Raw genomic sequence first — 12556 nt, 5'->3', positions numbered from 1 at the left:
TAATTATTTATATGGATTCTGAGCTATCCCCACAGTGGCGCAAAACTTTCTATTCATTATGGATTGGTTGTTTTATAACCGGGATGGGATTCTCAATGACGATGCCGTTCGTTTCACTTTTTATCAATGAACTTGGTAACTTTTCCAAATTTCAATTAAATTTCTATTCTGGGTTAGCATTTGGTGCAACCTTCGTGAGTCAGGCAATTGTTTCACCACTTTGGGGGAGCCTCGCTGACCAAAAAGGTCGAAAACTAATGTGTATGCGGGCTTCAGGAGTGATGGCTTGTACTATCTTTATTACAGGACTTTCTCAATCTGCATGGATGATTATCGGAATGCGGTTCCTCCAAGGTGCTTTTTCCGGTTACATTAACAACGCTGCGGCATTAATTGCTGGTGAAACGCCCCACAGTAAATCCGGTTGGGCAATGTCCGCCATTTCAACTGCCGGAATTGCCGGAAACCTAGTTGGTCCATTACTTGGCGGGGCCCTTTCCGGTTCTTTTGGTTACCGAATTCCTTTCTTTATTACCGGCTTCTTAATGTTCTGCGTTTTCCTTAGCACTACTTTTTTGGTTAAGGAACGGCATTTTGTTCCAATTAAGAAGGAAAAGATGCGACCAATTCGGGAAGTAATGGCTGATATTCCAAACCTCAAATTAATCTTTGTGACTTTCTTTACGACCTTGATAGTAATGGCATCATCGATGTCTATTAGCCCAATCATCAGTTTATATGTTCGTCAGTTGATGCATAACCACGGGAACATTGCTTTCGTTGCCGGAATTGTTGCCGCAACACCAGGGCTGGGAACATTAATTGCCGCATCCAAAGTCGGTCATACAATGGATAGAATTGGACCGGAAAGAGTATTACGGATTGGGCTAATCACCGCTTTTATCTTGTTTATTCCGATGACTTTTACCCATTCGCCTTGGTCATTAGCCTTTTGGCGTTTCCTCCTTGGCATTGCAAATGCTGCCTTAATGCCAGCTGCACAGACAGTTCTTACGCTCAACGTACCAACAGAAGCTTTTGGTCGAGTCTTCAGTATTAATCAGTCTTTCCAAGCTGGAGGTGCGGTTTTTGGTTCGCTCTTAGGTTCTGTTATTTCTGGCTTATCCTCATACCCAATGGTCTTTGCGATTACCGGACTTACTTTACTTCTTAACTTCATTTTGGTTGTCATTGTTCAACCAAAAAAAGCAAATAGCAATTAGGGAGATATCAGCATGACAACAACAAATCATTTAAAAAGTGAAGACGAAGTTAACCAGTTATTTACTCGAGTGGCACCCCACTATGATAAGCTTAACAACGTTATCAGTTTGGGAACACAAAAATGCTGGCGAAAAAAGCTTTTGGCAGGCTTAGAATTCAGACCAGGAATTAAGGCACTTGATATCTGTTGTGGGACTGGGGACTTAACGATTGCGATGGCTAAACGGTTACCCCAAGGTCGTGTTACCGGCGTCGATTTCAATACGGCAATGTTAAAAATTGCTAAACGCAAGGCAAAGACGATCCCAAACCTAATTTTGATTAACGGGGATGCGATGAATCTCCCATTAGATGACGATTCCTTTGACATTGTCACCATCGGCTTTGGTTTACGGAATGTTCCGGATGCTGATAAAGCATTGACTGAAATTTACCGGGTATTGAAACCTGGTGGTCAGCTAGGGGTTCTTGAAATGTCGCAACCGACTAATCCATTTATTAAGCTTGGGTGGAAAATGTACTTTAAAACCTTTCCTTATCTAGCTAAGCTTGCTGGAGGCAAAGTAACCGACTATCAATACCTCCAGCAAACGAGTCAACAGTTTGTATCCGCTAAACAGTTAGCTAAAATGATCGAAAATACTGGATTCAAATTCGTAACCTATACTCCACTCAATTTTGGTGCTGCTGCACTTCATTTTGGGATTAAAGAGTAAAATAATACATCTCCCATCACCAACAACTAAAGCTAGTGACATAAGAGCCGATACTCTTATATTGAATATCTGAATCACAATTTCTACATTCCAATCCCATACGTTATTACCTGAACGAGGGAACCGATAAGGAGGATTTTTACAGCACACGGGAAAGTCCTTTTTTTAACTTGCTCATGATAAAAAATTTTAGTTTGTTTGACTACAAAGGGAATAATCAAAAGTGTTAAAAGCATCGACCATGGTGCTAAACGAGCCATGACGGCGGTAATAATTGCTAAGAAAGCAATCACATTTTTAGTCGTGAAACTATTGAGTCCCTGCTTGACACCGATAAAGTGAATGATCGTGTGCCGATGATTATTTTCATCTTCTTGAGCATCACAGATATTGTTAGCGAGCATCAAGTTTGAGATCCACAGTTCACACGGCAACGCCACTAACCAGATTTTAATTAAGTTCCGCCAACTCCAATCAAAATTACCGGCTTTATTAATATAAACTGAAATCAGCATAATCATAAACCCCATTGTAAAGCCGGAAAAAAATTCGCCAACTGGCAAACTATTAAGTGGAAAAGGACCCGAAGAATAGAGAATTCCCACAGCAAAGCAGAAAATTCCCAACCACAAAAGTGGTAAGCCAACCCGGATTACCAAATAAATCCCAATTAAAGCTGCGACAATACTAAAGATGAAGATTAAAGCTAACACTAATTTAGGAGAAATCTTTTCCCGACCAATTATATTAGTATTCTTTTTGTAGTCTTCAGTATCAACAGCATGGTTATAATCATTATAATTATCCATCATGTCAACAGCCATATTAAAAAGTAGCATTGCAATAAAAAAGAGGATTGAGTTAACCAGGCTAAATGAGTGGTAATAATAAATACTCATACAGACCCCGAGAAGCATCGGCAGGATACTAGCAGTCTTTGCCTTAATTTCAACTAATTCTAAAAAGACATCTAATGACACATTCATACTTCCAATTCTATTTAATTTATTGTTACAATATGATAGTACACCAATACAAAGGAATTATCATTCAATGGACAATCATTATTTCCAAAGTGATCCGCAACTTAATAGCGCATTAGAAAAAGTTAATCAGCTGATTAACCAACGAATAAAAGTTAACAATCAAAATTTACAAACAGCATTAAAAAAAATGGCTTCAAAAGGCGGCAAATATTTACGGCCTGCCTTTTGCTTAACCTTTGCCCAGTTTGGCAATAATAACTGGAAGAGTCCGCAACTAATTAAAATCGCTTCCTCATTAGAGATCCTCCATATGGCAACTCTGATTCATGATGATGTCATTGACGATTCTCCTGAAAGGCGAGGAGAAGAGAGTATCCAAACTGCTTTTGGCAAGGATACCGCTGTTTATAGTGGGGATCTCCTCTTTACAGTCTTTTTTGATCTTTTAGTAGAAACTATGGAAAATTCACCATATCTCTCAATCAATGCCCAAGCAATGCAAAAAATTTTAGCTGGAGAACTTGGCCAAATGGACCAGCGATACCGTCAACAAACTTTTCTCGAATACTACCGTAATATTAATGGTAAGACCGCTACTCTCTTTAGCTTAGCTGCTCAGGAAGGCGCCTATTTTGGTGGCGCTGATTCGAGAACTGTCCATCTTGCTAAACACATTGGTCAAAATATTGGAATTGCTTTCCAAATTCTTGATGATATCCTGGATTATAAAATTGATGGGGGCCTGAATAAACCAATTCTAGAAGACCTTTCAACTGGTGTTTATTCTCTTCCACTTCTTCTAGTTCTCAAAGATTACCAAGAAGAACTAATGCCATACCTAGCCAAGAAACGCACCATGACGTACAAGGATACTTTAAAAGTCCAAGAATTAGTTAATCGTTATGGTGGGGTCACACAGGCCCATCAATTAGCGGGTAAATTTACCAATAAAGCTTTACAACTAATTGATGAATTACCAATTAACGGGACACAAAAATTATTGAAGCGAGTAACTGGCCAACTTTTAGACCGCTCAATATAAGCATAAGGAAGTAATAATTTGAAACGACAATTATACATTTTATATCTTCTGACAATGGCAATCTTGGCGGTCGTTTCGATCCTCTTAATCGCTTTCGACTTTGCCCATGAACTTGACCTTAATAACGAGCCATTTAAAGCAGTCAATAATTGGATCTTAGTCATTTTTACGGTTGATTACTTTACCCGCTTTTTCCTCGCCAAGGATAAAAAGAAGTTTCTTAAACATAATATTTTTGATCTGCTTTCGATCATTCCGGTCAGTGGTCTTTCCTGGATCTTTCGTTGGAACCGAATCAGCCGAGTTTTTACCGCTTTACGGATCGTCAGGTTAATCGGTCTAACGGGGAGATTAAACAAGTTTATCGAAAAGGATGGTCTCCTTTACTATACTTATGTAACTTGTGCCGTTCTCCTAATTTCTGCCGCCATGTATAGTGTTTCTGAAAAAACAAGTTTTTCGAATGCACTCTGGTGGGCAATCACTACTGCCTCTACTGTTGGTTACGGTGACATTTCACCCAAAACCACAATTGGGCGAGTCGCTGGTGTTTTACTAATGCTTGTTGGAATTGGCCTAATTGGGGTGATCACCAGTACCATCACTGAGTACTTCTCTCAAGCAGATAATAATCAGGTTCAAGATAAGCTGGACGTGATTGAAAAGGAAAATCGGGAATTACGGTCTGAATTAAAAAAGTTAAATGAACATTTAAATAAACTTGAGAAAAAATAGGAAATATATAATATAAAAAACTCCAGAGATTTAAAATTAAACTCTGGAGTTTTCTCTATTTGAAGGCTATTTATGAAGCTCACTTAAAGAGCCAATTCCCAATTGTGCCATTTTTTGAGGTAACTGCTCAATGATATGCGGCATAGCCAACGCATCATGAAAATGAGCAGAGCCAACCTGAACAGCGGAAGCCCCAGCTAGAAAGAATTCGATAACATCTTCTGCGGACGCGATGCCTCCTTCGCCAATAATCGGAATATTAACGGCATGGGAAACCTGGTAAATCATTCTGATAGCTAACGGCTTAACGGCGGTTCCAGAAAGGCCACCCATCACATTACCAAGAACCGGTTTTCTAGTCTTAAGGTTAATCTTCATTCCCAATAACGTATTAATCATACTTAAGCCATCTGCACCTCCTGCTTCAACAGCCTTTGCAATTTCAACAATATCGGTCACATTGGGCGTTAATTTAACATAAACAGGAACATCCCTACTTACCACCTTAACGGCTCGTGTCAGTTTTTCTGCAATTTTAGGATCGGTTCCAAATGCCATTCCACCGTGTTTAACATTCGGACAGGAGATATTTATTTCTAATGCATCTACTAGGTGCGTTGCTACTAATTGTTGGGTAACTTTAACATAATCTTCAACACTTGCCCCGCCTACGCTTGCAACTAACGGTAAGTCTGGATATTGCCGCTTTAGTTGGGGAATCTTTTCTTCCGCAACCACCCTTACTCCCGGGTTTGTTAAACCAACTGAGTTTAAGACCCCATCTCCTAACACACTAATTTGTGGTTGAGGATTGCCTGTCCGTGCTTGGAGTGTAGTTGTCTTAATTACAATTGCCCCCAGTCGATTAAGGTCATACTTGCGTGCCTGAGGGACATCCCCAAAGCCAAAGGTTCCTGAAGCAGGCATCACTGGATTTTTCATTTTCAGACCAGGTAAATTTACGGTAACGCGTACATCCGTCATGCAAAATCCTCCCCATTTCGTGAATAAGCAACTTTACCATCTACTAATGTTAGATCCGTGGTTCCATATACTCGTTGACCGGTAAAGGGGTTATTTACCCCTTTTGAGCGGTAACCTTCTTTAGTAATCTGCCGTTCGGTATTCAAATCAAAAATTGCGATATCAGCTGGTTGTCCTGGTTCCAAATGGCCAGCATTCCTTAGACCAAATTGTTCTGCCGGAACCACACTCATCCAGTTTAGCAGTTGAGTCAAACTAAATACTCCTGACCGGACAAATTTAGTATAGAGCATCGCAAAGGCAGTTTCACTTCCGGTAATCCCGTTTGCAGCCCCACGCATGTCGTCTTTTGGCTTTTCTTCTCGAGAATGAGGGGCATGATCGGTGGCAATCATGTCAATCGTACCATCAAGCAGTCCTTCAATCACTGCCTGACGATCTTCCTCATGTCGAAGTGGTGGGTTCATCTTAAAATACGAATTATTTGCGGGAATATCGTGGTCAGCTAGTAAGAGGTGGTGTGGTGTTACCTCACAAGTCACATTAACCCCTTCTTTTTTTGCAAGGCGAACTAATTCAACACTTTCTTTCGTTGAAACATGACAAATATGATAATGAACTCCCGTTACTTTAGCCAAGACTAAATCTCGGGCAATCTGCGCCGACTCGGAAACACTTGGTGCTCCAGGTAGCCCAAGTTTGTCTGCTGTCTTTCCAGCCGTCATTACCCCACCAAAAAGAAGGGAATTATCCTCAACATGAGCTGCTAACGGTAAGCCGACCTTAGCTGCTTCAGCCATAGCACGATACATTGTCCCAGCAGTTTGAATCCCACTACCGTCATTACTAAAAGCAAAGGCACCAGCAGCTTTCATGGCCTGAAAATCAACCAGCTGATCACCCTGGCGATTAACTGTAACACTTGAATATTGAGCAATATGAACAACACTAGCTTTTTGATTACGCTTAACCATCTGACGAATTTTATCTGGAGTATCCGGAACAGGGTCCACATTAGGCATTGCTCCCACGGTTGTAAAACCACCATGGGCAGCAGCTTTACTCCCCGTTTCGACTGTTTCCTTATAGGTGAAGCCGGGATCCCGGAAATGAACATGAACATCAACTAAACCTGGAGTAACTAACTTATCATGAGCATCAATCACTTGGTTAGTCTCATCTTCAGCGATTGTTCCTTTCCCCAATGCTTGAATCTTACCATCTTGAATCAATACGTCTGCTTCCACTAGTCGACCATTGACGAAACATTGGCCACCCTTAATTAGTATTTTCATTATTTTAAACCACCTAACTTCCGTCCACGAAGAACAGCTTCTAACATTGCCATTCGCATGAAAACTCCATTTTGCATTTGCTCATAAAACTTGCAGTTAGGTGCTTCTACCAGACTTCCTGCTAGTTCAACATCGTGATTAATTGGGCCCGGGTGCATGATAATCGCATTCTTCTTTATCCGGTTATAACGTGCTTCGTTAATTCCATATTTTTCATGGTAAGATTCGGCTGAGAACTTTGCTTCATTGGCATCCCTAACATGACGCTCGTGTTGAACCCGGAGGAGCATAAGAACGTCCATTTCACTAACTAGGTCATCAAGAGGCATGAACTTACCGTACTTATCAAACGCATGGTCGTACCAGTAGTCAGGCCCGGAGAAGTAAACTGAAGCACCGAGACGATTTAAAATTTCCATATTACTACCGGCTACACGAGAGTTAGTAATGTCACCAATGATCCCGACTTTAAGACCGGCAAAGTGGCCAAAGTGTTCATGAATTGTCATCATGTCAAGCATACTTTGAGAGGGATGCTGTCCAGAACCATCCCCCGCATTAACAATGCCCATGTCAAGGTGAGAATCTGCTTGAGGGTGAATTAGCGATTCATAGTAAGCATTCGTGGAGTGACGGATAACTGCTAAGTCTACCCCAAGAGCATCCATTACCAACATGGTGTCATACATGGTCTCACCCTTTTTAACTGAACTGTGTTGGGGATCGAAAAAGATGTCAGTTAAGCCAAGACGCTTTTCTGCAACCTCAAAACTAGTGTGCGTTCGCGTTGAGTTTTCAAAGAAAGCGTTAGTAACGTAAACCGGCTTAGTTAACGTTGGCGTCTTTCCACCGTCTTTATAATATTCAGCGCGGTGAATCAGTGAAAGGACCTGTTCTGCCGTTAAATCTTCAACAGTAACGAAGTGGTGGAGCTTAACTAATGGTAATTCAGTCATAATTGAATTAACTTCCTTTATTTAAAATTTGCCCTAAAGAAAAACACCAGGAACAGTGGAGGCCTGGTGTTAACGAAATTTTTTAAAGTTAGTTAATCTTACTTTGAAAAAGTCGTCTTTCTAGCCTCACGGGACTAAATTAAAGGACATTGATTGTTGCTAATAATTTACTCTTACCACCCATAAATGTCAAACAAATTTTGCTAATAATTTCATAAATTAATAAAAATAGCCGAGTACACATATATCGACAAGCTATTTAACGTATAATTAAAAGTGAAAACAATCTTGGAGGCATAATAGTGCAAAAATTATCAAATAAGCAAAAGCTCTGGTTAATTATTATTATTGCTACTGTAGCAGTAATTTTACAGTATGTTTGTGGTTACCCACTTCTTGCCCAAATTCTAGTAACGGTCATTGGAGCAGTGGTCGCCCTTTCGATGTTTATCGGGATGATTAAGTCGATTCGTACTGGTGACTACGGGGTGGATTTACTAGCAATCCTGGCAGTGGTGGCAACTCTGGCAGTTAGTGAATACTGGGCCGCAATGGTAATCCTAGTGATGCTGACTGGAGGAGATGCCCTGGAAGACTACGCAGCAAAAAAAGCCAATACCGAGTTAAAGGTCCTCCTTGACAATACTCCACAAACTGCTCATGTAGTTAAGGATGGGACCACAATTGATGTTGGCGTTAAGGAAGTCCCAGTTGGTGCCCAAATCATTGTTAAACCAGGCGAAATCATTCCCCTTGACGGTAAAGTAATTACGGGCCAAAGTGACCTTGACGAATCATCCCTGACTGGTGAATCACGACCAGTAAGTAAGATTCCCGGAGACGATGTGATGTCTGGCTCAGTCAACGGCTCAAATTCAATTACGATTAAAGTTACAAAGCTGGCTAAAGATAGCCAATATCAACAACTAGTTAAGTTAGTCAAGACGGCCGAGTCGTCTCCCGCCCACTTTGTCCGCCTTGCCGATCACTATGCCATACCCTTCACAATTGTAGCGATCGTCATCGCGCTAATTGCATGGTGGTGGTCTGGCAACCCGGTGCGGATAGCGGAAGTCTTGGTCGTTGCCTCACCATGTCCGTTAATTTTGGCAGCACCAATTGCAATGGTCTCGGGGATGAGTCGAGCTTCGCGAAACGGGATTGTGGTTAAGACAGGAACTGTTCTAGAAAAATTAGCGAATGCAAAAACCGGAGCCTTTGACAAAACAGGAACCATCACCAATGGACAATTAGAAGTTGGTCAAGTTATTGTTGCTCCCAATACTAACTTCACTAATGAGGAAGTTCTTAAATTAGCAGCTAGTGCCGAAAGTGAGTCGTCACATATTCTTGCCCGATCGCTAATCAACTATGCTAAAAAGCAATCAATTAAGTTAAGCCCAGTTAAAGAGTTACAGGAGTTAACTGGAAAGGGAATCACCGCAAAAGTTAACGGTCATCAACTAAAAATCGGGAAACTCACCTTCGTTGATCCAGTCGGAGAGCAGGAACTTCTCCCTTACACTGCTATTTATATTGCAATTGATGGTCAGTATGCTGGAGCGGTTACTTTTGTTGACCATATTCGCCCCGAAGCACGACGTACAATGAACGAATTACGTAAAATGGGGGTTACTAATCTGATGATGCTCACGGGAGATCAAGCCTCATTCGCTAATGAGGTGGCAAAGCAGGTTGGAATTTCGGATGTGAAAACTAACCTCCTCCCCCAGGGAAAAATTGCAGCATTAAAAGCCATCCCACTAGATCAACATCCGGTATTTATGGTGGGGGATGGTGTTAACGATGCCCCATCATTTGTCACAGCCGATGTTGGAATTGCGATGGGGGCCCATGGTGCAACTGCAGCTAGTGAATCAGCTTCGGTTGTAATTATTCGCGATGATCTTTCACGCATTGCCAAAATTGTGGAAATTTCGCAAGACACAATCAGAATTGCTAAGCAAGCCGTTTTGATTGGAATCGCAATTTGTACAATCCTTATGCTTATTGCCTGCACTGGAATTCTCCCTGCATTTGTTGGGGCAATGTTCCAGGAAGTGATCGACACTGTTTCAATCTTGTGGGCATTAAAGGCACGGAAAATTAGGTTAGATTAAATTCCAAAAGGGACCATGATATTCGTCCCCCCCTAGGAGAAAATGCTACAGCATAATATATAAAAAGAGGACACTAGTGTTCGGTTAAAAATCTGAACGCTAGTGTCCTCTTTCTACTTGTAAGGAGTTTCAGAAGCTAACGTGGTGTTGAAAATCGAACTAGCACGCTAGTCCTGTCCATTCCCTTTAGTTTGTTGCGTATAATTTTTTTACTGCTTGAACGTCAACAGGTTGAATAGTATAGAAGGACCCAGCAGGTTGCATTACAGAAACCTGCTTAGTGTGATCAAGGCCTATTGCATGCCCGAGTTCATGTTCAGCTGTATTAATGATTCGCTGCTGATCATAACCGTACCCCGGATCAAGAAGGTAGCGTTGGTTTAAATAAACGTTAGCGTGAACAAAGTGGTTATTAATTGAGTTTGTTGACGTTTTAGTCAAGCCAGCTGCATTGGTACTATCGTTGTCCATTGCACTCACAACGATTTCCGCTTGCTGACGACTAGTAACGGGACGGAAGGTAAACGCACCTGTCTGATTCCACTGCTGAATTGCTGATTGAGCAGCTGAATCAAGGGTCTTATTCCCCGTACTCACGTAGATCGTTGCTGTATTTGTTGCCCACCGTCCATTAGTAGGAATCGTTGTTGAATCAGTCTTTTGTTGATCAGGTTGTTGACTTTTTTGGGAGGAATCACTCAGATTTAAGTTCTCCCCATTATTACCAATTAAATTAACAATTCGTTGACGAAAGCTCCAGATCATTGCGGTTGATGCTGCTTGAATTTGAGAATTAGTGAAATATAACCAACAACCACCGATAATTAATGTCCAAATAACCAATCGTTTAAAAAGACGAAAGATCCCTATCTCAGCCACCTTCTTTCTTAATGTTAACCATTCTAGCCAATAATAATTACCAAAATATGACTAGGGGATTAAGTTTTTATTAATTATCATCTTATTTGATAATTAAAGATCAATCTCCAATTTAATCGGTGTGTGATCACGACGTTTTCCAGAATCAATCATAGTTGATTTTTTAATTTTCCCTGCAATTCGGTCACTAACAAGCCAATAATCAATTCGCCAGCCAGAATTATTCTGCTTACTAGTAATTACTCGTTGAGCCCACCAAGAATAAACTCCTTCTTTATCTGGATTAAGATGACGAAAACTATCAGTAAAGCCAACCGCCAACAACTGAGTAAAATGCTCTCGTTCCTCATCAGTATAACCAGCTGAATGATGGTTAGTTTCTGGATGGGCCAAGTCAATTGGCTCATGGGCAACGTTAAAGTCACCACTCACCATCACTGGCTTTTGCTGATCCAATTTTTGAAGATATTCCCGATAACAATCATCCCAAAGTTGGCGACTAGCTAACCTTTTCAGGCTACTACCGGAATTAGGAGTATAAACCTCGGTTACAAAGAAATCTGGAAATTCAAGGGTAATGATTCGTCCTTCATCATCCATCGTTTCTGGTGCACCAATTTGGGGATAGGTAACGGTAGGTTTATACTTTTTTAAGTAGAGGTACATCGTTCCCGCATAACCCTTCCGCGCAGGTTCAACTGAACTCCGCCACGCTACCTGGTAATCAGGGAACAATTCTTGCAGAACACTAAAATGTTTCTTTGTAGGGCCATTTTGGGAAAGTTTTGTTTCTTGGATTGCGATTATATCTGGCTTTTCATCTGCAATTTTATGAAGAACGTCCCGGGTTTCCTCAGCTCTGGTTGATGTTCCTGTTAAGGCCGCGTTAATTGAATCAATATTCCACGAAATTAGTTTCATTGTAACTTCCCCCTAGTTTTCTTTTTCAATATCGCTCTGTTTAATGAAAACACCATCCGGGGTTGTCTTGCCCTGACGATGTGCAATTTCTTGATATGCGGCAGTTAATGCTTCTTTATGGTCAACACCAACCAATCGACAGAAAATCAATAGGGCAATTTGGAGATCGCCAATACTATCAACTAGTCGTGCATGATTTTTCTTATTATAGGCTCCCGACAGTTCACCGACTTCCTCCGCTAGTTTCATAAATTCAACCCGCGGATCAGCTTGGTCAATTTTTCGTTGGTGTGCCCATTCCATAATCTTAGAAATTAATTCTTCGTAAGTCATTTTAAGGCTCCTTTATTCGAATAGTTCACTTTCTATCTTACCAAATTAACTGAACATTAGACTTACTTCATTCTAATTCCGCCCACTTTATATTCTTTTAGAAAATCCAAGTAGTCAGTAATCCCTCGATTATCAAGAAAAGAGAGCGATGATAACTAACTGATATGGGGATTTTTTAGCACTCGTCTTTTTACTACTTTCATTTGACTAAAAACTCATGTAAAATAGAGGTGTCTTATCAAAGACACACACCATTTATTATTTAAGTTATCCTCCCAAAGATAACTAGAAAACATATAGAAAGTGCTGATTCTCCAATCCAGAATTAGCACTTTTTTAATAGCCGTCTATAAATATTTAGCAGC

12 protein-coding genes are annotated in these 12556 nt (G+C 40.8%); 5 read left to right on the top strand and 7 right to left on the bottom strand.

All coding sequences use genetic code 11. The features are described 5' to 3' along the window. The first annotated feature begins 11 nt into the window (after positions 1-11). A complete protein-coding gene (locus H5R64_RS08430; protein WP_182581130.1) occupies positions 12-1223 on the top strand; it encodes an MFS transporter in 1212 nt (403 codons plus the stop codon). 12 nt (positions 1224-1235) lie between these two features. Further along, the gene (ubiE, locus tag H5R64_RS08425; protein ID WP_182581129.1) at positions 1236-1940 is read left to right on the top strand and encodes a bifunctional demethylmenaquinone methyltransferase/2-methoxy-6-polyprenyl-1,4-benzoquinol methylase UbiE; all 705 of its coding nucleotides are present in this window, start codon (positions 1236-1238) and stop codon (positions 1938-1940) included. An 83-nt stretch (positions 1941-2023) separates the two neighbouring features. Here ubiE and H5R64_RS08420 read toward each other — a convergent pair whose 3' ends face one another. Beyond that, positions 2024-2920 carry a prenyltransferase gene (locus H5R64_RS08420; protein ID WP_182581279.1) on the bottom strand — a complete coding sequence of 299 codons (897 nt, stop codon included), beginning with the start codon at positions 2918-2920 and terminating at the stop codon, positions 2024-2026. A gap of 73 nt (positions 2921-2993) precedes the next feature. Between H5R64_RS08420 and H5R64_RS08415 the strand changes: the two genes are divergently transcribed. After that, the gene (locus H5R64_RS08415) at positions 2994-3968 is read left to right on the top strand and encodes a polyprenyl synthetase family protein (RefSeq protein WP_182581223.1); all 975 of its coding nucleotides are present in this window, start codon (positions 2994-2996) and stop codon (positions 3966-3968) included. An 18-nt stretch (positions 3969-3986) separates the two neighbouring features. Beyond that, the gene (locus H5R64_RS08410) at positions 3987-4703 is read left to right on the top strand and encodes a potassium channel family protein (protein ID WP_308184660.1); all 717 of its coding nucleotides are present in this window, start codon (positions 3987-3989) and stop codon (positions 4701-4703) included. 66 nt (positions 4704-4769) lie between these two features. Here the strand turns inward: H5R64_RS08410 and H5R64_RS08405 are convergent, their stop codons facing one another. The 3 genes from H5R64_RS08405 to H5R64_RS08395 are packed head-to-tail and all read right to left on the bottom strand — an operon-like array spanning position 4770 to position 7938. After that, on the bottom strand, positions 4770-5687 hold the full coding sequence (locus tag H5R64_RS08405) for a dihydroorotate dehydrogenase (RefSeq protein ID WP_182581224.1): 918 nt from the start codon (positions 5685-5687) through the stop codon (positions 4770-4772). Then, positions 5684-6982 (bottom strand): dihydroorotase, encoded by a 1299-nt coding sequence (locus H5R64_RS08400; RefSeq protein WP_182583345.1) that lies wholly within the window; start codon positions 6980-6982, stop codon positions 5684-5686. Before H5R64_RS08400 ends, H5R64_RS08405 begins: the two co-directional genes overlap by 4 nt. Then, positions 6982-7938 (bottom strand): aspartate carbamoyltransferase catalytic subunit, encoded by a 957-nt coding sequence (locus tag H5R64_RS08395; protein ID WP_182581226.1) that lies wholly within the window; start codon positions 7936-7938, stop codon positions 6982-6984. The genes H5R64_RS08400 and H5R64_RS08395 overlap by 1 nt, the downstream gene beginning before the upstream one ends. A 302-nt stretch (positions 7939-8240) precedes the next feature. Here H5R64_RS08395 and H5R64_RS08390 point away from each other — a divergent pair, with 302 nt between their 5' ends. Beyond that, complete coding sequence (locus H5R64_RS08390; protein WP_182581227.1) at positions 8241-10058, top strand: heavy metal translocating P-type ATPase; 1818 nt, start codon at positions 8241-8243, stop codon at positions 10056-10058. Between the two features lie 186 nt (positions 10059-10244). Here H5R64_RS08390 and H5R64_RS08385 read toward each other — a convergent pair whose 3' ends face one another. The 3 genes from H5R64_RS08385 to H5R64_RS08375 form a co-directional block, all read right to left on the bottom strand. After that, a complete protein-coding gene (locus H5R64_RS08385; RefSeq protein ID WP_182581228.1) occupies positions 10245-10937 on the bottom strand; it encodes a matrixin family metalloprotease in 693 nt (230 codons plus the stop codon). A gap of 93 nt (positions 10938-11030) precedes the next feature. Beyond that, positions 11031-11858, bottom strand: a complete 828-nt coding sequence (locus H5R64_RS08380) for an exodeoxyribonuclease III (protein ID WP_182581229.1) — start codon at positions 11856-11858, stop codon at positions 11031-11033. A 12-nt stretch (positions 11859-11870) separates the two neighbouring features. Then, positions 11871-12191 (bottom strand): MazG-like family protein, encoded by a 321-nt coding sequence (locus tag H5R64_RS08375; protein WP_182581230.1) that lies wholly within the window; start codon positions 12189-12191, stop codon positions 11871-11873. Positions 12192-12556: the final 365 nt, after the last annotated feature.

The organism is Limosilactobacillus fastidiosus (assembly GCF_014145505.1).
Classification (GTDB): domain Bacteria; phylum Bacillota; class Bacilli; order Lactobacillales; family Lactobacillaceae; genus Limosilactobacillus; species Limosilactobacillus fastidiosus.
The sequence above is the reverse complement of the archived record's forward strand: the minus strand, read 5'-3'. Positions and strand labels throughout refer to the sequence as shown.